13 protein-coding genes are annotated in these 20,798 nt (G+C 44.0%); 9 read left to right on the forward strand and 4 right to left on the reverse strand.

Going from position 1 to position 20,798, the window contains the following annotated elements:
* Nucleotides 1-255: 255 nt before the first annotated feature.
* The gene (locus ACQY73_RS19740) at nucleotides 256-1,764 is read right to left on the reverse strand and encodes a c-type cytochrome domain-containing protein (protein ID WP_428654071.1); all 1,509 of its coding nucleotides are present in this window, start codon (nucleotides 1,762-1,764) and stop codon (nucleotides 256-258) included.
* The gene (locus ACQY73_RS19745; protein ID WP_428654073.1) at nucleotides 1,761-3,749 is read right to left on the reverse strand and encodes a hypothetical protein; all 1,989 of its coding nucleotides are present in this window, start codon (nucleotides 3,747-3,749) and stop codon (nucleotides 1,761-1,763) included. Before ACQY73_RS19745 ends, ACQY73_RS19740 begins: the two co-directional genes overlap by 4 nt.
* 192 nt (nucleotides 3,750-3,941) lie before the next feature.
* Between ACQY73_RS19745 and gcvH the strand changes: the two genes are divergently transcribed.
* The 9 genes from gcvH (at nucleotide 3,942) to prfB (ending at nucleotide 16,043) form a co-directional block, all read left to right on the forward strand.
* The gene (gene gcvH, locus ACQY73_RS19750; RefSeq protein WP_428654076.1) at nucleotides 3,942-4,319 is read left to right on the forward strand and encodes a glycine cleavage system protein GcvH; all 378 of its coding nucleotides are present in this window, start codon (nucleotides 3,942-3,944) and stop codon (nucleotides 4,317-4,319) included.
* A gap of 77 nt (nucleotides 4,320-4,396) precedes the next feature.
* The gene (locus ACQY73_RS19755; RefSeq protein WP_428654078.1) at nucleotides 4,397-5,668 is read left to right on the forward strand and encodes a dihydroorotase; all 1,272 of its coding nucleotides are present in this window, start codon (nucleotides 4,397-4,399) and stop codon (nucleotides 5,666-5,668) included.
* A gap of 15 nt (nucleotides 5,669-5,683) precedes the next feature.
* Entirely contained in the window at nucleotides 5,684-6,235 is a 552-nt protein-coding gene (locus ACQY73_RS19760) for a DUF4199 domain-containing protein (RefSeq protein ID WP_428654081.1), read from the forward strand.
* Nucleotides 6,225-7,343, forward strand: a complete 1,119-nt coding sequence (locus ACQY73_RS19765) for a hypothetical protein (RefSeq protein WP_428654083.1) — start codon at nucleotides 6,225-6,227, stop codon at nucleotides 7,341-7,343. Before ACQY73_RS19760 ends, ACQY73_RS19765 begins: the two co-directional genes overlap by 11 nt.
* 1,215 nt (nucleotides 7,344-8,558) lie before the next feature.
* Nucleotides 8,559-9,641 (forward strand): efflux RND transporter periplasmic adaptor subunit, encoded by a 1,083-nt coding sequence (locus tag ACQY73_RS19770; RefSeq protein ID WP_428654085.1) that lies wholly within the window; start codon nucleotides 8,559-8,561, stop codon nucleotides 9,639-9,641.
* A 26-nt stretch (nucleotides 9,642-9,667) separates the two neighbouring features.
* Nucleotides 9,668-12,874: an efflux RND transporter permease subunit gene (locus ACQY73_RS19775; protein WP_428654087.1), complete on the forward strand. Its 3,207-nt coding sequence runs from the start codon at nucleotides 9,668-9,670 to the stop codon at nucleotides 12,872-12,874.
* Nucleotides 12,864-14,303: a TolC family protein gene (locus tag ACQY73_RS19780; RefSeq protein ID WP_428654089.1), complete on the forward strand. Its 1,440-nt coding sequence runs from the start codon at nucleotides 12,864-12,866 to the stop codon at nucleotides 14,301-14,303. The genes ACQY73_RS19775 and ACQY73_RS19780 overlap by 11 nt, the downstream gene beginning before the upstream one ends.
* Before the next feature lie 80 nt (nucleotides 14,304-14,383).
* Nucleotides 14,384-14,833: a DUF4920 domain-containing protein gene (locus tag ACQY73_RS19785; RefSeq protein ID WP_428654091.1), complete on the forward strand. Its 450-nt coding sequence runs from the start codon at nucleotides 14,384-14,386 to the stop codon at nucleotides 14,831-14,833.
* A 132-nt stretch (nucleotides 14,834-14,965) separates the two neighbouring features.
* A protein-coding gene (prfB, locus tag ACQY73_RS19790; RefSeq protein WP_428654094.1) for a peptide chain release factor 2 occupies nucleotides 14,966-16,043 on the forward strand; the annotation gives its coding sequence in 2 pieces (ribosomal slippage) (nucleotides 14,966-15,025 and nucleotides 15,027-16,043; 1,077 coding nt in all).
* A 156-nt stretch (nucleotides 16,044-16,199) separates the two neighbouring features.
* On the opposite strand, the gene ACQY73_RS19795 is transcribed toward prfB, so the two are convergent.
* Both ACQY73_RS19795 and ACQY73_RS19800 read right to left on the reverse strand, forming a co-directional pair.
* Nucleotides 16,200-17,525, reverse strand: coding sequence for a RagB/SusD family nutrient uptake outer membrane protein (locus ACQY73_RS19795; RefSeq protein WP_428654096.1), 1,326 nt, complete (start codon nucleotides 17,523-17,525; stop codon nucleotides 16,200-16,202).
* Nucleotides 17,526-17,545: 20 nt separating this feature from the next.
* Nucleotides 17,546-20,731 (reverse strand): SusC/RagA family TonB-linked outer membrane protein, encoded by a 3,186-nt coding sequence (locus tag ACQY73_RS19800; RefSeq protein WP_428654098.1) that lies wholly within the window; start codon nucleotides 20,729-20,731, stop codon nucleotides 17,546-17,548.
* Nucleotides 20,732-20,798 lie beyond the last annotated feature (67 nt).

The following is a 20,798-nucleotide window of genomic DNA, read 5'->3' on the forward strand; positions in this document are numbered from 1 at the left end:
CGTAAAGGATGCAAACCCTGAAATGAGAAAATTTATGCCGCATAAAATATCCCGATTTTATCACTCAGGAGCTTGTATTAAGGCATTTCCAATGATTTTTTCGGGGGCAAAAAACATACTTTTTAAAAATGTAAGAAAAAGTAAATCTTTGCTCAATACAGCTACCCTAAAAGAATTTAACGTTTAGAGCCGGTTAAAAAAATTATAGAACTATATCGTGATGAAGGTAATTCTTAGTGCCTTTTGGAAAATTGATTATTTTTTCTTGGCTTCTTCGGGTTTGGGGGCGGTTTCGCCGGCTTTGATAAAATCCGCGATTTGCTGTTCGTTGATACCAATGGTTACTTCCAAACCGGGTTTTGCCTGTTTCAACGCAGCCACGCCTGCCTCGGTTACTTTTGAGTGCCAAACGTGCAGACTCAGCAAACTTTTAGACGCAGCAAGTTCTTTGATTCCTGCGTCTGTTACCAGCGTATTGACCAAATTGAGGTATTCCAAATACGGCAAAGCCTTGATTTGGCGGATCGTGGCGTCGGTTACGGCGGTATTTTCCAAGTGTAATTTTTGGAGATTTTTTAAGTTGGCAATGGTGCTGGCGGCTTGGTCCGATATTTTCGTATCCCCTAATTTTAACCAAATGATCTGTTCTTTCAGTGGTTCCAATAAAGCCACCTGAGCATCGGTTAACGCGCCGATATTGACGGCATTTACTTCCAGTAAATTGCTTTCATTGGCAATCGGCATTACCAATAATCCGGCTTTTTTCAGGGCATCCACCGCTTTAGGGTCAGGCACGGGTACTTTCAATGATAATGCCGGAGATTCCGCCGCAGGGCCGCTTGAGGTTACTCCGGCAGAGGTAGATGCTCCTGTGCTAAGGGCGGCAAGTGCGGGCTTTATGGCATCCGTAGCTTTGAGTTCAGCCACTTTTTTGTCAAAAGGAGCGCCTTGGTCGATCCACCAGGAAAGGATGGCCACCTGTCCTTCCGAAAGTTGTGTTTTGCCTTTCGGAGGCATGTGATTTTCATCTTCGAGCGGCAGTAAACAACGTTTGATCAGATCGCTTTCGCTGCCTTTTCCTGCAATGAATATCGGACCGTTCTCGCCGCCTTTTTTCAACAATTCAACCTGATCCATGCGCAGGTCACCTTTTGATTTGTTGGCATTGTGACATTGGACGCAGCGCGCTTTCAGAATAGGATTGACAACATCCTGAAATACCATCGCGTTGTTGACATCAGCAATGGGCTTGATCTCATCCGCGCCTTTTTCCTGTTTTGGCTCCATGCCCAACCAATTCCGAAATGGTTCGGGTGTTTCTTGGGTCAAATAACCTTCTCCGTGCGTCAGAGAGCCGCCGTTGTGCCCGGCCAACATCATATAAATACCCCCAATGGCTAATGCCGGCAGGTAGAGTAAACTGCTGAAAGGAACTTTCTGATTCATGAAGTCGGATTTTGCGCCCCATGCTACGCAGGCCGCCACAGCTACCCATATTCCCTGCCATTTATGTTTTTCCAACAAGGCCGCTTCGTAGCCGCCGCCCAAGGAGAGTAAGTATCCGGCAATACAGGATAACGTGGCACCGATGGCCGCCCAAAAAAGCACAAAAGTGACCGTGGATTCTTTGACTTCAATTTTATTTGTCAATCGACCGATTTCGAGTAATCCTGCCAAAATCAGAAAACCAATGGGTAAGTGAACCAATACCGGGTGAAAACGACCAATAAACGCGGCCCAATCAGAGGCTTGTAACAGAATCATAATTTGATTTCGGCAATCGAATGAATAGCTAATTTACTTATTATAAAGACTGCCTCACCGTTTTTATACGCAAACGACAAGGGTTTATTTTCGGGTTGAAGTACTATCTGATGCGGGCGCCGGGGTGTTTTTACACTTACCTGAAGATTGTAAAGCGGAGGAATTTCATCGTTGGAGTGGATTGCTTTATTGGCATGATTGCCGGCCATGTTGATCAGATTTACGTAAGTTGTTCCATTTTTTTGATTTAAAGCCACATTTACAAGTTTCGATCCCACCACTTTTACGTTAGGATCAAAAAGTTTTTTTGCCAAGTTTCCCAAAAAATCACGCCCTACGTAGGTTTCACGTTTATAATGTTGTTCTCCAAAATTGAAGTACACACCGGCGATTTTGCCTTTCCCAAAGGAAGCAACAGTGGCAACAGGCCCTTGCGCAAATCGTTTGTCTTCTTCGCTAAACCATTGACCAAAGGATTGTGTACCGGGCAATAGTTTAAAAGGACGATACGTGGCTTTCGTGCCGGTAATGAAGTTATCAAACCCCCAAAAAGGAATGGTATGCGTCGTGGGATTTAGCTTGACGCCCAGTTCATTTTCAAAAATCTTTACTGTTTCAGCGCCGATCACAACTAAGTTTCCACCCTGCTGAACGTATTCCAGCAATTCGTTTCTAAGCGTTTCATTGATTTTTTTCCATTCGGGAATTACGATCATCGGATAGTTTTTGGTATGGCCTATGAGATGGTGTTCCTGTAAAATCTCAGTGGGCAATTGGCTGTACAACAAAGCGTTCAGTATACCGATCATTGGATTGTTTTTACCGTCCCCCGCATTGTACACCGTTGTTATCTCGCTTTTGTACCCCGTATTTGAATAAAGCAGTGCTACCTGCGGCACAGGTTTTGTATTTTGACAAAATCGTTGGCGTTCCCGGCAAAATTTGGCCAAATCGGCCATTGTATTATAAGCGTAGGTCTTTAAACTTCCGTCACGGTTTTGTGCCCAATAGGCTTGATATCCTCCTCCCATCGCAATTACCTGTGCTGCTTCCTGTGAGAGTTGAACGGCACTTTTGGCGGAAAATACCTGATCTTCCCAACCATATCCAAAGCTCCAGGACATCAGATCCCAAGGTTTCCCTTGGGGAGCCAAACATCGCGCCTGAAACGCCGATTGATTGGCGCCGTTGAGCGGTTCGGTGTCACCCGAAAGGAAATCTACGTTTATATCAACGGACTCGGGCATCATGGCGGAGAAAGCCCAATTGCTGGCTACCTGAAAACGAGGGTTGTATTGGTGCAGCGCGTCGGTGTATTTTCGAACATATCGACGAAACGCTGTGCGGTGAAATTCAAGCCATTGCGCATAGTTTGCGTCAGACTTCTTTTTTGGAATTTCCGTTATACCCGTTGAATTTCGAAATTCATCCATTGCAGCGGTGCAATAATCGGGTTCTACGGCCCAACAATCGCCATCTACCCAAACGCCATCGACGCCATAATCGCTCATTTCTTTCAGTTGAGGAATGAGCAGACTGTCAGCATAAACGCTCCACAAAGATGTTTTTCGATCATCGCGCTTGCCTTCGGCAGTTATTCTTGACCAATTGGGATGATGTTTAACCGCTTCGTTGTCCCAAACACCAGAATAGTGTAAATAAAGGGCGACTCCGTGGCGTTTGGTTACCTCTCTGAACAGACGAAGAATGTCTTTTTTAATGCCTTTAGGTGAATAACCTACCTTGGTTGGATAACTTGTAAAACCCGAATGCCCTTTACTGTCAACTTGGATAAAATCGGGTTTTACTTTTCGTAATAATGAATCTATCATGCTGTCGGTAAGGGTTTTACCAATAAGCGTATCTTCCAAAACGGCGTGAAAATCAAAATGCAATCCAAAAAAACTATCCGAGCGCCGCAACGGAGTTTGGGCAAAAAGAAAAACAGGCAGGTTAAGAAACAATAGAATACGCAGGAATTTCATGATAAGTTTTATTTACTCATACCGACAAAGGTAGTCCGCAGGCTATTCTCCTGACCAAACAAAGACCGGAAATTAAATAGGCGTTGATTAAGAATGTATTACTCCGGAAAATCGCGGAAAGTAACCGACCTATTTCGCATAATTTATGTTTTCGTATTATCTTGCACGCCCAAACAAAAGCCTCAACAAACCATGATATTCCCGGCAGAGCTTAAATACACCAAAGATCACGAATGGATTCGTTTTGAAGACGATGATACCGCAGTAGTAGGAGTGACCGATTTTGCCCAAAAAGAATTGGGTGATATTGTTTACGTAGATATCACTACCGTTGGTCAAACCATTGAAGAAGGCGAGATCTTTGGGTCTGTAGAAGCTGTGAAAACAGTTTCTGATCTTTTTATCCCCATTTCAGGTGAAATCCTTGAATTTAATGATGAACTGGAAGCTTCACCCGAGCTGGTCAACGAAGATCCTTACGGAAAAGGCTGGATGGTTCGTATCAAAGTGACCGGTTCAACGGACGGGTTACTCTCTGTAGATGAATACAAAGCATTAATTGGTGAATAACCGGAAGCTCCGAAAGGGGCTTTTTTTTTAGCCGGCCATTACCCAAAATTGGGACCGGAGTAAAGTTAATAAAATATATGCTACTGATTCGTTCTGTTAAGATTATTGATAGTCGCTCGCCGTATAATGGGCAAACGAAAGATATTTTGGTCGAAAATGGACAGATTACCCAAATTGGTGACCAACTTGATGCCCCGAATGCAGAATTGTTAACGGGCAACAATTGGCACATATCTTCCGGTTGGGTTGATATGCGGGTTTCTTCTCATGATCCCGGCCACGAACACAAAGAAGACCTGACCACCGCCTGTGAAGCGGCGGTAGTGGGTGGTTTTACCGAAATAGCCGTTTTACCCAATACCCAACCGGCGTTGGATTCTAAAAACACGTTGGTGTATGTAAAGCAAAAAGCATCCGAACAATTTGTAACGGTTCACCCGATCGGTGCGGTCACGAAAGGATGTGAAGGGAAAGACTTTACCGAAATGATCGACCTGACGTATGCCGGAGCAGCGGCGTTTTCGGATGGTGTTCACGCCATTCAAAATACCCACATTTTCCTGAAATCGCTTCAATACCTGCAACAGGTGAATCGGGTGTTGATGAATCGCCCCGAAGATTTTGATCTGACGGTGTTTGGACAAATGAACGAAGGCGAATTCAGTACCTTGCTGGGAATGCGCGGCATCCCGGCGATTGCCGAAGAATTGATGATCATGCGCGATTTGAAATTACTGGAATACGTAGGAATCAAAAGCGATACTCCCCTACTCCATTTTTCAACGATTTCGACCGCGAATGCCGTGGCCCTGATCCGTCAGGCCAAAGCGCAACAGTTGCCGGTTTCCTGCGATATAGCCGCGCACCAAATCGCTTTTGAAGATTCAGTATTAGCCGATTTTGACACCAACTATAAGGTAAATCCGCCCTTTCGAAAGCAGGAAGATATTGACGCTTTATGGGAAGGTTTGGCCGACGGCACCATTGACGCGGTGGTTTCTGATCATAACCCTCAGGATGAAGAAGCAAAGAACCTGGAATTTGACTTGGCCGAATTTGGAATTATTGGTTTGGAAACCGCTTTTGCGGTGCTCAATACTTATAATACAACGTTGAGTATAGAGCAACTGGTGGATAAGTTTACGTACCGGCCGCGCACTATTTTACGTCTGCCGACTCATACAATTGCAGAGGGTAATTCGGCCAATCTCACCATCTTTGATCCCGACTTGGAATGGGTGTTCGCTAATACCCGTTCTAAATCAAAAAACTCTCCTTTTCTCGAAAATCGACTGAAAGGGAGGGCATTATATGTGTTAAATCGAAATAAAGTAGAAAAGTGTGGATAACTTTGTGGATAAGTCATGGCAAATGTGATTAACTTTTTTAATAAGCCGCTTCTTAAGATACCACTTGCCTTTGGTTTGTTGGCGGGATTTGTGTGTTTTTTGTTCTTTTTGGTTGTTCAAAATTTAGAAAAATTCTCCGGAACGAGCCGTGCGCTAGACGTTGGTTTTTTTGCGATCATTATCTCAACAGCCTGTTGGTATTACCGTAAAAATATTGGCAAAGGATACCTGCACGCGTGGGAAGGTATTTCGATCGGATACGTTGTTTGGCTGACGGGCGCGTTGCTTTGTGGCTATCTGACTTTTATGTTTTTTTATTTTTCACCAAGTGCACTTGTCCGTTACAAGGAAACATTGCGCGCTTCACTGTTGGTCAATCAGGCTGAAGCAATCAAGGTGTGGGGAAAGGAAATCTTTCAACAAAAACTGGCCGATATTTCGCTGCTTACGCCTTCAAGCTTCATTTTTGATGAATTTCGATTTACGCTGTTGTTGGTCATCATTGTGATTTTGTTGATAGCACTGATTTTTCGCAAAAAGAAAGTAGAGGAAGACAATGTGCGCTAAAATTGTTCAAATAACGAAGGCCAAAGCCGAACAAACCAAGTCGCAGAAAGAGTTTAATCGCTTGGTTCAAAAGATAGATACTCTCGAAAAGAGCATTGTTGAGTATCGGGAAACAATGACCAAGCTTCAACAACGCGCTGCAACGGAGTTGGTGCCTCTACGCGAGCAGTATTTTGAACAACGCGCGCAATTGGTTCAACGTTTTGATCGGGCCTATGAGTCGTCATTTTACAAAAAAAATGAAAAGAAGAAGCTGGCCTATCTGATTCAGGACATTGCTCTTGAGTTGATCGAGGTGGGTAGAATGGAAGAGCTAAAGCCCATTTATGACAAATACAGTCAGGGAGGAAGTTATGACGACATCCTTGAAGAGGCTAAACAGGAAGAAGCCGAACGTTTGAAAAGTCTGTTTTCGGTGCTTGGGGTAGATTTGGGAGACGATTTTGATTTGAATGATCCTGAAAAAATACAGGAACGATTGCACCAAAAAATGGCGGAGCAACAGGAAGATTTTGAAACTCAGCAAAATCAATGGAAACAACAACGCACGCAACGTCCAAAAACTCAAAAACAGTTGGACCGCGAAGCGAAAAAGGAATTGGAAATTCGCACCGGCACAAAAGCCGTGCGGACTATTTACCTTGATTTAGTGAAAGCTTTTCACCCGGACAGAGAAACCGATGAAGCTGAAAAGGCGCGCAAAACGGAAATCATGCAACGCGTAACACAGGCATACGAAAAAAATGATCTGATGGCGTTATTGCGTTTGCAACTGGAGTTTGAGCGCATAGATCAATCGCATATTGAGTCGTTGGCCGAGACCCATCTTAAGTATTATAACAAAATATTGCGCGAACAAACCAAAGAGCTGGAAATGGAATACGAAGATTTGCAGTTTCAGGCCCAGGCGATAAGCGGTCAGGCGGCATACATGATTTCAAATCCATTTGGCCTGGAATTTGCTTTTAATCAACAGGTCAGCGAATACAAAAAAACGGTTAAACATCTTAAAAAAGACCTTAAAGATCTGCAAAATGATGAAGTAGTAAGGGCTTTTCTCAAATCATATACTATTCCAAAAAATGACGGGTTTGAGTTTCTGTATTGATCTTAACATGATTAACAAATCGGTGCTTATAAGACAGTGTTTTCTATAAAGCGTTTTTATTACTTCCCCCAAAATCCGATGCTTCCATAGCTCGGAGAAATCAATTTACTTCTTTACCCAATTAAAAAAACAGTCTCACTGATTGCTGTTTTTTGTCATACATTGGAGACAAATCTATTGACTTCTGCTTTATGCTAAGCAGAAAAGATTTGCATGTCTTTTAAGGTTGATTTCCTGATGATTATAGGCTGAAAAAATATTCGTTTCTTCTATTTTTTCAACGCTCAGTTTTTATAAAAGACCTCCGGCATAAATCAAAATATGCAAATATTTATACTAAATCTTCATTGGTTTCTATGATTGGCTATTCATTTAGACAATTTAATTCTATTTTAATTTTGCTTTAATCATGTTCTAACCACTCATGGCGCTATTTGCAAACACGATTATAATGTTAACCGACAATTCATATCTTATATAGATAAGTACTTGCTCCCAAAAATGAATCTTATTTGCTAATTCATTAGGGAGTTTTTGAGCAAGTCAGCTTATAATATTATAGATTAATAAGGTAATAGTCAATACATTATAAAAATCGTGCAAAATAATTTTACACACCAATTCCTAAAATTATTTACACCATGATAAAGTCAGTTAAATCTCTGTTTCCGTTATGTATTCTACAGTTAAGAGAATATCTTCAACATAATGGCTGGATATTTTATAGATATAACAGTAGTTCTCTAATAAAAACCAATAACGGTTTTATTGCTGAAAAAAGCCAACATTTAGATAGTAAGTCGGCCTTATCTATTACGAAAGAAGAAAAGGAACAAAATCATACAACTGATATTGAAGAAAAGGAAGTAATTTCTTTCAAAAAGTATTTATCATTCAGTAATAATATAACTACTCCTTTTTACACCCAACTACCTGAATTCCTCTTTCAATACACCCAAATACATTTTTTCTTCTTTAAGTTTTTATCTTATTCTCCGTCTTATAAATCCCTTTACCTGATGTTTGAGGTAATACGGATTTGATAGGCATAATTAAGCATAAAAATAGATTCTTTTCAGCCTTCCATTTTGCAATAAATCAGTATACTAATTACCATAAAATTGCCGGAATAAGGGAAAAAACCTGTAGCAACAGGTATATATTTTCAAAGGAATAACTACCATAAAAACCATATAGTATTAACTAACAAAACCAATGAAGAAAATTCTCATACTCATTAGCTTGTGTGCGGCGTTCTGCCAAACAGGCTGTGAATCTAAGAAAGAAGAAAAAGAAGAAGAAGTCCAATTTGCGGTTACCAGCCCTCTGAGAAAGGACACGACGATCACCAAAGAATACGTAAGCCAGATCCATGCCATCAGCCACATTGAATTGAGAGCTTTGGAGAAAGGTTATTTACAGAAAATCTTTGTGGACGAGGGGCAGTTCGTAAGAAAAGGACAGGCGATGTTTCAAATCATGCCTATGCTTTATGAGGCAGAACAGCAAAAAGCACAGGCCGAAGCCAACTTTGCCGAAATAGAATACCGCAACACAAAAGCGTTGGCAGACAGCAATATTGTATCCAAAAATGAATTGGCTTTGGCAAAAGCCAAATGGGACAAAGCAAAAGCTGAATTGTCACTTGCCCAAGTTCACTTAGGTTTTACCGATATCAGAGCGCCTTTCGATGGTATCATGGATCATTTTCAGGTCCGACTTGGAAGTCTTGTCGGTGAAGGTGATCTGTTGACTACCCTGTCGGATAACAGTAAAATGTGGGTTTACTTCAACGTGCCGGAAGCGGAATACCTGGATTATAAAACCCGCTCGGAAAAAGAAGGCATGCTGAAAGTTGGGTTACGTATGGCAAATAATAAGGTGTTTGAGTATCCGGGTGTCGTTGAAACTATCGAAGCTGACTTCAATAATGAGACGGGTAACATTGCCTTTAGAGCAACATTCCCTAACCCTAAAAAACTGCTGAGACACGGGGAAACAGGTAATATCCAAGTGGTTCAATCACTTAAAAATGCCCTGATCATTCCTCAAAAAGCCACTTTTGAAGTTTTGGAAAAGAAGTACGTCTACGTGGTAGACAAAAACAACGTGATTCGATCAAGAGAGGTAACCATTGCTGCGGAGTTGCCGCACATTTTTGTTGTTAAAGACGGTCTGAAAGAGGATGATAAAATCTTGCTGGAAGGCTTACGGCAGGTACGCGAAAACGAAAAAATCCACTATAAGTTCGTACAGCCCGCTTCTGTTATCTCTAATCTAAGCCTATATGCCGAATAAGCAGGCATTCCAAACAGCACTAAGACATGTTCAATCAATTCATACGCAGACCTGTATTCGCTATCGTAATATCGGTCATGATCGTCTTTATCGGTATACTGGCTATTGAGAAATTGCCTATTTCTCAATTCCCGGATATTGCCCCCACAACTGTAAACATATTTATCGCTTATCCCGGTGCCAGTGCCGATGTATTGGTTAAATCCACGCTGATTACGTTGGAACAGGCCATCAATGGGGTTCAGGATATGCGGTACATCGCTACCGATGCAACCAGTGCCGGTGAAGCTACCCTCCGGATTATTTTTGAACCCGGTACGGACCCGAATGATGCCGTTATTCGGGTAAAAACAAGGGTGGATCAGGTAATGCCTCTCCTACCCGAGTTAGTACAACGAGAAGGGGTAATTATCACGCCAATTCAGCCCAGTATGTTGATGTACGTCAACCTTTATTCTAAGGAAAAGAGTATTGACGAGAAATTCCTGTTCAACTACGCTACCGTTAAGATGATTCCTGAATTACAACGGACCAAAGGGGTAGCCAGGGCTCAAATATTAGGTAGTCGGAGATACGCGATGCGTATCTGGTTAAACCCGGACCGCATGAGAGCCTATAACATCTCCACCGAAGAAGTAATGAAGGCCGTTGGGGAACAAAGTATCATTGGCCGACCCGGCCGGATCGGGCAAAGCTCCGGGATTGCCGCACAATCGTTGGAATATGTGCTTACCTATAAAGGAAGATACAGCGATCCGAAAGAGTACGAAGATATTATTATTAGGGCTAACTCAGAGGGTGAAAGCATCCACCTGAAGGACATTGCTCACGTTGAATTGGGGAGTGAATTCTTTGATATCTACTCCAACTTAGATGGAAAAGCATCGGCGGCGATTGTGATGCGGCAAAACTATGGCAGTAACGCCAGTGACGTTATTGAGCAGGTAAAAGCAAAATTGGAGGTAATGAAAACCTCATTTCCTCCGGGTGTAGATTACAAAATCAGCTATGATGTGTCTCAATTTTTGGATGCGTCTATTGAGCAAGTGATTGATACACTGCGAGATGCGTTTATTCTGGTGGCGTTGGTTGTTTTCATTTTCTTAGGCGATTGGCGTTCTACCCTGATTCCTATTCTGGCGGTTCCGGTATCCTTGATCGGGGCGTTCTTTGTCATTCAGGCTTTCGGGCTTTCTATCAACTTGATTACGCTTTTTGCGTTGGTATTGGCCATTGGTATTGTAGTGGATGATGCCATTGTGGTGGTGGAAGCCGTGCACGCCAAAATGGAAGAAGAGCCGAATTTGACACCCTACGCTGCGGTCAAAAAAGTACTTGGGGAGATCAGCGGAGCGATCATCGCCATCACGGCCGTAATGGTGTCGGTGTTCTTACCTATTTCATTCATGTCCGGTCCGGTTGGTACTTTTTACCGACAATTCTCCATTACGATGGCCAGTTCTATCGTGATCTCGGCCTTGATCGCCCTGACGCTTACCCCTGTATTATGTGCCATGTTGTTGAAAAATCATCATGGACATGAAAAGAAGAAGAATCTGCTAACCCGCGCGCTCGACAGTTTCAACCGAGGATTTGACAAAATGACCGGAAAATATGTGAGTCTGTTAAAATTGATTGTGAGCAGAAGAGTCCTTACGTTCGTCATATTAGCGGCTTTTTGTGCAGGAATAGCCTATGAGAATAAAATCCTGCCGGCAGGATTTATTCCCAACGAAGACCAGAGTACCATTTATGCGATCATTCAGACGCCTCCCGGCTCTACGCTGGAAAAAACCAACGAAGTTTCTCGCCGTCTTCAGAAAATTTGTGAAGAGGTTGAGGGAATAGAATCGGTGTCTTCTTTGGCCGGTTATGAGATCATGACAGAAGGACGTGGCTCTAATGCCGGTACCTGTCTGATCAACCTCAAACCGTGGTCGGAACGCGAACACAACGTGAAGGAGATCATGGAAGAACTGGAAGTGGCATCGAAGGGACTTGGGGCTACGGTTGAATTCTTTGAACCCCCGGCCATCCCGGGCTTTGGTACTTCCGGTGGTTTTTCCATGCGTTTATTGGATAAAACAACCGATACAGACTACAGTGAATTTGATAAGATCAACAAAGAATTCATGGATAATCTGGGAAAACGAAAAGAACTCACGGGTTTATTTACCTTTTTTGCCGCGAATTATCCTCAGTACGAACTGGAGATCGACAATAAACTGGCCATGCAAAAAGGCGTGTCGATCGGGAAAGCGATGGATAACCTCAATATCATGATCGGGAGTACCTATGAGCAGGGGTTCATTAAGTTTAACCAGTTTTTCAAAGTGTACGTACAGTCCGATCCTGCTTTCAGAAGGCTTCCAACGGATCTTTTAAAGCTTTTTGTCAAAAATGAAGAGGGAGAAATGGTGCCTTATTCGTCGTTCATGAGCCTTAAAAAAGGTCAGGGCCCTAATGAAATCACCCGTTTCAACTTATACAATTCGGCGGCTATTCAAGGCCTTCCGGCAAAGGGTTATACGACCGCAGATGCCATACAGGCCATACGGGAAGTTGCCGCTAAGACATTGCCCAAAGGATACGATATTGCATTCGAAGGTCTTTCCTATGACGAAGCAAACCGGGGAAATGAAGCCCTTTACGTGTTCTTTATTGTATTGGCCTTTGTGTACTTCGTGTTAGCGGCTCAGTACGAGAGTTTCATTATTCCTTTTGCTGTGGTATTCTCACTTCCGGTGGGAGTATTTGGTTCTTTCCTGTTGCTCAAGCTGATGGGGTTGGAAAACAACATTTATGCCCAAATAGGTCTCATCATGCTTGTAGGTCTGTTGGGGAAAAATGCCGTATTGATCGTTGAATTTGCCGTTCAGAAGCGGCATGAAGGAGAAACGATCCTGAACGCAGCCATTGAAGGTGCCAGAGTTCGTTTCCGTCCCATCTTAATGACATCCTTCGCGTTTGTGGCAGGGTTGATACCACTGATCATTGCCAAGGGTGCAGGAGCGATCGGTAACCGTACCATTGGTGCTTCTGCCCTTGGCGGTATGTTGTTCGGAACCATTTTCGGGGTCATTATCATCCCCGGACTGTATTACATATTTGGTAAACTGGCCGACGGCAAAAAGCTGATCAGAGACGAGGACGATGGCTCATTGACCGAAGAATTTGTCCATGCGATAGATCATTTTCCCCACGTAGATGAATCCAAAAACAATGCGAAATAAAAAGATAATAAATTATGTTGGGGTAGCCTTCGTTGCCCTGACATATACTGCCTGTACTGTGCCAACTCTGATTCAGAAAACAGAGCATAAAATAACGGCTACGAGCTATTATAATTCGCCGGGCCCTGATTCTGTCAATACCGCCAATGTTGCGTGGAAGAATTATTTTACCGATCCCTACCTGATTTCGCTGATTGATACTGCGTTTAAAAACAATCAGGAGTTGAACATTACCTTACAGGAAATAGAGATTGCCCGGAATGAGGTAATGGCCCGGAGGGGGGAATACTTGCCTTTTGTGGGGTATGGCGGTACGGCCGGCGTTGAAAAGGCGGCCAGGTACACACAAATAGGTGCCAGCGAAGCCAACATTGAAATAAAACCGGACAGAGAAACACCGGAGCCATTGCCCAATTTTGGCGGTGGGCTTTATGCACGGTGGGAAGTCGATATTTGGCACAAACTGCGCAATGCCAGAAAAGCAGCCGCAACCCGCTATTTAGCCACTATTGAAGGAAGAAATTTCATGCTGACCAATCTGGTAGCGGAGATTGCCCTCTCGTACTATGAACTAAGAGCGCTTGACAGTCAATTGAATATCGTACAACAAAACATTGAAATTCAAAACAATGCACTCAAAATAGTAAGACTGGAGAAAGAATCCACGAGGGTTACCGAGTTGGCCGTACGGAGGTTTCAGGCTCAAGTGCTCAACACCCAAAGCCTGCAATATGGTATTCAGCAAAGAATTATAGAGACTGAAAACAAAATCAACTTTCTGTTAGGTAGGTACCCACAACCGATCCCCAGAGACAGTGGCAATTTTGAAACGTTGACACCAACTATTGCCCATGCAGGTATTCCGTCTCAGTTGTTGGAAAACCGGCCTGATATTAAGCAGGCGGAGTTGCAGTTGGAAGCAAGCAAAATAGATGTACAGGTGGCTAAAGCGAATTTCTACCCATCGTTAGGTCTTTCGGCAAATGTGGGTCTTCAGGCATTTAATCCTATTTATTTGGCAAAACTTCCTCAATCGTTGTTTTCGACGTTAGTAGGAGATTTGGCGGGGCCTTTGATCAATAAGAATGCGATAACCGCCACGTACTATAATGCTAATGCCAAACAGATTCAGGCCATTTATAATTACGAAAAAACGGTTTTGAACGCATATATTGAGGTGTCTAATCAGGTGTCAAACATTGATAATCTCGGAAAAAGCTTTGCTTTGAAAGCAAGTGAGGTAGAAGCACTTAATCAATCCATTACGATCTCTAATAACCTTTTCAGATCGGCAAGGGCCGATTATATGGAAGTATTGTTGACCCAACGTGATGCGCTTGAGTCGCGGTTTGACCTGATCGAAACCAAAATGAAACAGATGAATGCTACCGTTAATATTTATCGGGCATTGGGTGGTGGATGGAATTAATGTAAGGCTGCGTTTTTATTTACAAAGGAAAAATCTATCAAATAACAAAATTGATTAATTTTGCAAAAAAGATAAAAACCATGAAAAACCTTATTATCACCGCTCTTTTTGCTCTTTTTATAACAGGTGCTTATGCGCAGGACGGCTATTTCGGTAAAAAAATCACTGATAAAGGTGCTGTAGCTTCAACGACACTGGCCCAAAAAATGGGTTCAAAAGAAAAAATGTCTGCGAAAGTAACGGGTACCGTAGAGTCAGTTTGCCAAGCCAAAGGATGTTGGATGAAAATAAAAACAACCGATGGCCAGACCATGCGCGTGAGTTTTAAAGATTACGGTTTTTTTGTTCCTAAAGATATTGCCGGTAAAACCGTTGTATTTGAAGGAGAAGCAAAAGTAAAAACCACACCGGTGGCCGAATTACAGCACTACGCCGAAGATGCCGGTAAAAGTAAAGAAGAGATTGAGAAAATTACAGAACCAAAACACGAACTTACATTTGTGGCTGATGGCGTAATTGTTAAGAAGTAATAATTACATTGAATGAAGCGGTCAGTCGGCTGAAACCGACCGACCGCTTTTTTTTGTACCTTTGCCACCCAAAAATGAGTGAATCAGTTATGTTCATTCCAGCGTACAGTTTGTAAATTTATCATTGAAACTATGACAACAGAACAGTTGAAAGACTTGAAAGCCCGCGTTTCGGCTTTGAGGGGGTATCTTTGACTACGATACCAAGAAAGAACGATTGACCGAATTAGAGCAGGTGCAAAATCAGCCGGAGTTTTGGACTGACAACGCCAGAGCAGAGCAAACCATGAAGGAGGTTCGCGGCTTAAAAGGCTGGACCGAAAGCTACGATGGCGTGGAAAGCCGCTTGGGCGATCTGGAAACCCTTCAGGAATTTTTGGAATTGGAAGAAGCCACGGAAGCCGAGGTAGAAACCGAATACCAAGCTACGCTGAAAGTGTTGGAAGAAGTGGAGCTGAAAAAAATGCTCTCCAACGAAGAAGACCAACTAAACGCCGTATTGGAGATCAACTCGGGTGCAGGAGGCACCGAAAGTCAGGATTGGGCCGAAATGCTTTATCGAATGTACGTTCGTTGGGCCGAAAAGCATAAGTACAAGGTTACGCAGATTGATTATCAGGAAGGCGACGGTGCAGGGATCAAGTCGGTTTCGATTCAGATTGACGGCCCGCAGGCGTATGGATATTTGCAATCCGAAAATGGTGTGCATCGTTTGGTGCGGATTTCTCCGTTTGACTCCAATGCCCGCCGTCATACCTCGTTTGCTTCGGTATATGCTTATCCTTTGATCGACGATACCATTGAAATCGAGGTAAATCCTGCTGATATTGAATGGGATACGTACCGTTCAGGTGGTGCGGGCGGACAAAATGTAAACAAGGTCGAAACGGCCGTTCGGGTACGTCACAAGCCTTCGGGACTGGTAATAGAATGTCAACAGGAGCGCAGTCAACATTTAAACCGTGATCTGGCACTGCGATTGCTGAAATCGAAATTGTATCAGATCGAAGTAGAAAAACGCAACGCCGCTCGCGCGGAAGTGGAGGCATCCAAGAAAAAAATTGAGTGGGGATCGCAGATACGTAACTATGTAATGCATCCGTATAAACTCGTCAAAGATGTGCGAACCGGCGTTGAAACCTCCGATGTACAGGGCGTAATGGACGGCGATCTGGACGAATTTATTAAAGCCTATTTATTGTTGCAGTAATTGAGTTAACGGTTAATTGTTATGCATGCGTTAACCGATGGATACAAAAACGCCCTGATGATGAGTCAGGGCGTTTTTGTAAGAAATCAATTAATTCTTGGGTATCAATTAAATCTAATAACTGTCAACAAAAACGATTAACAGTTTTGTGAAACCCTAAATCGCAGGATCATCCGGGGTATTGGCGCGGTTGTTATCCTTTTCGATCAATGGATAAGGATAAAAAGTGCGATTACGTTCTATCTGCGAAGCAGCATTACCCGTTACCGGTGCCAAACGATTAAAACGGCGGCTATCCTCCAATCTCAATCCTGACAAATACAATTCAATGCTGCGTTGACGATAAATCTCGGTTAAAATAGCATCGGCAGTATTAGCTCCTGAGTACGCCGGTAAAGCGGCACCAATTCCCCATGCATCGGTTGTTTTGGTCAATACCGAATTTAAAGCGGCAGTTGCCGCCGGTAAATCATTCAAACGCGCACTTGCCTCGGCTTTGATCAACATCATTTCACCCGGTAGATATACAGGGATTCCCGCAGTATTTGCCGTGAAGAAACTGGCACGACCCAAGTTTATTCCTCCTGCGGCTACGCCTGAAGGGTTGGATAAATAAAAAGCCAGGCGTTTATCGGTGGCTACCGGACGCAATGCTTCCGGTAAACCCAGCGTAGCATTCAACGGCTCGGTCACGTTGCGGTTACCGAAGGTGTTAAAAAACATCGGATTTTGCGTGGCATCGTCAAAGTTGAACGACGATTTTTTGGTCAGATCCACTTTGTTGGCAGCCGCCAAAGCTTTGGCATTGTCGCCTACCATAATGCTGAAACGCGCGATCAAAGCCTGAATGGTATTAGCCAGATCAATGCCCGGAGCGATACGTGACGTAAATGTAGCAGAAACAGGCGTAGCGGCGAGGGTAGTAGCCGCCGTTTCAAGGGTTTTTATGGCCTCTTTCAAGGCCTCTTCGCGCGAAACAAATTTAGCATTTGTACCTGTTTCTACCGGTAATTGCTGCCAAAACTGGGCCTGTGTTCCCAAAGCCAATGCTCTGAAAAGGGAAGCGTAAACCGTAATACCGCTTTTTGTACCTGCGTCGCCCGCTACGGTGCCAACGCTCTTTAAAATCAAGTCGGCGTTGGCTTTCACCAATTGGTTTTGAGCCCACAAATTGCGCAATATACCATTGTTGGAAGCCACGTTTGATCCACCAATGCGAAGTTGTTCTTCGTCACCGTTACCCGCATTTAATACTGTTAACTCGCGGGTAGTAAGGCCACTGGCCGTAATGGCATTGTAAATAATACCTGCACGTGTGGTGGTGTACCGATACTGCAAACCGTTGCAAAGCGTGATCAAACCGTTAATGTCGGTCGTTGCCTGCGTTTCACTGGCCGCACTTGGGTTGAGGTATTCTTGGTTACAGGATGTGGCGGTGAGCATCACTCCTGCTAAAATGGAATATATTATTGTCTTTTTCATCGAAATCTCTCAGTTTTGAATTAAAACGATAAGTTCAACTGTACTTGGTACGTACGCGGAATGGGCACGTTTCCAAAGTCAACGCCGCGCAAAATATCGCTGTTGTTTCCTGCATTGGTTTCAGGGTCAAAACCGTTGTATTTATCCCATGAAACAAGGTTACGGCCAACCAATGAAACACTCCAATTGGTGATTCCTTTGACTTTAGGCAATTGATAGGTAAGAGCTAACTCACGCAATTTGGTAAATCCACCTTCATCTACCCGATATTCTTCGATGTTAGCCAACGAAAATACGTATCCGCGAGGCATTGTTCCGAGCATTTCAGCTTCTGCGATGTCGCCGATACCTACGTTGTTACGGGTACGTTTGTCAGCATTGAATACCTGAAAGCCCTGAACAGCATCCAATAAGAAACGAAGCCCTAATTTTTTATATGTTAAATTTCCGCTAAATGAACCGGTCCATTTTGGATTTGGATTTCCAATAACTGTACGAACAAAGGCTCCGGTGGGTTGCCCGTCGACAAGTGGGCCAACTGTATATTTAGTGATATCAGTAGCATCTTGTGTTCCTAAGGCGCGTTGCGGAAGATTTTGTTTTGTCAGCAATAACGAACCGTCAGTGTTACGCGCGTAAGGCCAGCCATAAAATACACTGGCAGGTTGTCCTTCGATCAGGAATACCGGCGCACCCGCTGAGTTTGCAATTGTGAGCGTTCCTACGCCTGGGTTTCCCTGGTCAATGTCCAATACTTTGTTACGGTTTTGGTTGTAGAGCACGGTAAAGTCAGCAGAGAAGTCTTTTTTCTTCACTGCCAGAGCGTTCACGCTGATCTCAAAGCCTTTGTTTTCCATCGTTCCTACGTTGTTAACGATTCCTGTTCCACCCGTAGAAGGTGCCAATTCGCGGTTCACAACAAGGTCTTTGATCTGTTGATTATACACCGAAACACCAACATTCAGCCGGCTTTTGAGGAAAGAAAGATCCGCTCCCACTTCGATCTCTTCCATACGTTCCGGACGTACGCGAGGGTTGGCCAAAGTACTTCCCGGGATGATGGTGTTTTTACCTAAGAACGGAACAGGAGAGAATTGCCAAAAACGGCTGTAACTTCCAATACCGGTCAGGTTACCGGCCTGTCCGTAAGAGGCGCGTAGTTTGAAACCATCCCAGAATCCTGCCAAGCTGCTGCTTTTCCAAAACTCCAAGTCTGACACCACAAAACTACCGCTGATTTTAGGATACGTTTGGTTGGTTTCAGCAGGTGAGAATTTGGAAGAACGGTCGCGGCGAATGGCTCCCGTAAGGAAGGCCAGGTTTTTGTAACCAATGGTTGCCTGTGCAAAAAATCCGCTCAAATTATAACGGTCAAGACCATAGCCTGCGGTTACCGTTGTACTGGCGGCACCACTTACAGTTTCAATGAACGGAGCTGTATTTAAACCGCTCGAACGGGTAAAGTCAGCTTGGTAAAACTGATAGTTGAAACCTGCGGCGGCATTAAGTTTAAAGTCTTTGCTGAGTTCTACTTCGTAAGATGCGTTGATGTCACTGTTAAATTGCGTCACGTTGTTGGTGGCATTGGCGGCAAAACCGTCAGGATAACGTTCGGCGGGTAACCCTGCCACGGCTTGGTAAGGATACGGTGGAATGTAGTTTTTTCCCAATTGTGAATAGGTGTCCACCCCAACGATCCAGTCAATGCCCAATCCTTTGATCGGCGTAAGATTAAGCTGTGCATCGGCAATGGTACGGTTCACGGCTTGTGTAAATTGCATTGCTTCTACCGTAGTCAATGGGTTGACGCGGGTCGGTTCTACGGCCAACAAATTACCGGCAGCATCACGTTGAGTAATATCGTAGATGTTGTTGGTGATGGTTACGGAGTTTACAGGGCTGTAAAACACGTTTCCGTTGGGTTTTTCATTTGAAAAACTGTTGGAGTAATTCAAACCTGCCGACAGTTTAGCCCAGTTGTTGAGTCGTTGATCGATACGTGCGCGAAGGCTGGCGCGACGAAAATCAACACCTTTCACAATTCCTTCATTTTTCATGTAAGAAGCCGACACAAAATACTGCGTACGGTCGGTTCCGCCCGAAATAGAAAGCGTATTATCGTTTCCGAACCCGGTACGGAAAATGTTGTCAAAGTAATTATAACGAGTTACGTCCACCAAATTAGAAGCTAACTGAGAAGTTGCACCGTCGCGAACGATACCAACGGTCGTGGTTCCCGGATTGGCAGCTACTTGGGCCGGTGTGATTACCCCAATGGTATGTAAACGCAGATCTTTAAAACCAAACTGCTTACCGAGCGTAGAAATAAAAACGCCTTTGCGAAGCTCACTGGAAGAGAAACTGGTCGTAAAGTTGATCTTTGGCGCGCCGGATTTACCGCGTTTAGTCGTGATGATTACTACCCCATTTGCCGCGCGTGAACCGTATTGTGCTGCTGCTGCCGCACCATTGATCACGTTCAGGCTTTCAATATCGTTGGGGTTAATGTCGGCCAGACGGTTGGTGCCCAATGAAGCACTTGGTGCTTGGTTGCCTAAAGTAAGTGCCAATTGTGATACCGAAGAAGTTTCGTTGTTAACGATCACTCCATCAATAACATACAATGGGTCTGAGCTTCCCTGAATGGATTTTACACCGCGCAAACGTACGGTGATTCCACCCGCAGGATCGCCTGAGTTTTGCGTGATCTGTGCCCCCGGAACTTTGCCCTGAAGTGCGCTCACCAAGTTTGGTGTTCCTGTTTTCTCAAGGTTATCAGCCTTAATGGTCGTAATGGCATTTCCCAATTGGCGACGCTCGGCGCGCAACGTTGAACCCGTTACAACCACTTCGTCCAGATTCAGTTGATCTTCGCGAAGGGATACATTCACGACAGATTGGCTGGAAGTGACGTCGCGGCTCACAGAACTGTAGCCAATGGCGCTGAAATTCAATTTTGCGTTTCCTGTTAAGGATAAGGAAAATTCGCCGTCGATATTGGCGGCGGTTCCTGTTATTGTTCCGGCTACCTGAACGGTGGCTCCCGGGATGGGTTGACCGTTGGTGTCGGTTACTTTTCCTTTTACGGTGTACGATTGGGCCCAAACACTCAGCGAAAATAAGATCGCCAGTGCTGTTCCAACCGTTCGCCGCAGTACAGAACGGCTGTGTTCTGTGTTGTTTTGAACGTAATAGTTGTGGCTCATAGTGGTTAAAAAAAGATTGGTTGTTAAAATCGGCAGAAAACCGCAATAAATATGCGAAAAAACTGCA

It is taken from the genome of Runella sp. (assembly GCF_965279615.1).
Classification (GTDB): Bacteria; Bacteroidota; Bacteroidia; order Cytophagales; family Spirosomataceae; genus Runella.

Bases quoted from the DNA above. Each gene is read 5' to 3' on its own strand.
- ACQY73_RS19795 (WP_428654096.1), bottom strand. From the start codon at position 17,525: ATGAAAAAGACAATAATATATTCCATTTTAGCAGGAGTGATGCTCACC.
- ACQY73_RS19785 (WP_428654091.1), top strand. From the start codon at position 14,384: ATGAAAAACCTTATTATCACCGCTCTTTTTGCTCTTTTTATAACAGGT.
- ACQY73_RS19765 (WP_428654083.1), top strand. From the start codon at position 6,225: ATGTGCGCTAAAATTGTTCAAATAACGAAGGCCAAAGCCGAACAAACC.
- ACQY73_RS19800 (WP_428654098.1), bottom strand. From the start codon at position 20,731: ATGAGCCACAACTATTACGTTCAAAACAACACAGAACACAGCCGTTCT.
- gcvH (WP_428654076.1), top strand. From the start codon at position 3,942: ATGATATTCCCGGCAGAGCTTAAATACACCAAAGATCACGAATGGATT.
- ACQY73_RS19740 (WP_428654071.1), bottom strand. From the start codon at position 1,764: ATGATTCTGTTACAAGCCTCTGATTGGGCCGCGTTTATTGGTCGTTTT.
- ACQY73_RS19760 (WP_428654081.1), top strand. From the start codon at position 5,684: ATGGCAAATGTGATTAACTTTTTTAATAAGCCGCTTCTTAAGATACCA.
- ACQY73_RS19745 (WP_428654073.1), bottom strand. From the start codon at position 3,749: ATGAAATTCCTGCGTATTCTATTGTTTCTTAACCTGCCTGTTTTTCTT.
- ACQY73_RS19770 (WP_428654085.1), top strand. From the start codon at position 8,559: ATGAAGAAAATTCTCATACTCATTAGCTTGTGTGCGGCGTTCTGCCAA.
- ACQY73_RS19755 (WP_428654078.1), top strand. From the start codon at position 4,397: ATGCTACTGATTCGTTCTGTTAAGATTATTGATAGTCGCTCGCCGTAT.
- ACQY73_RS19775 (WP_428654087.1), top strand. From the start codon at position 9,668: ATGTTCAATCAATTCATACGCAGACCTGTATTCGCTATCGTAATATCG.
- ACQY73_RS19780 (WP_428654089.1), top strand. From the start codon at position 12,864: ATGCGAAATAAAAAGATAATAAATTATGTTGGGGTAGCCTTCGTTGCC.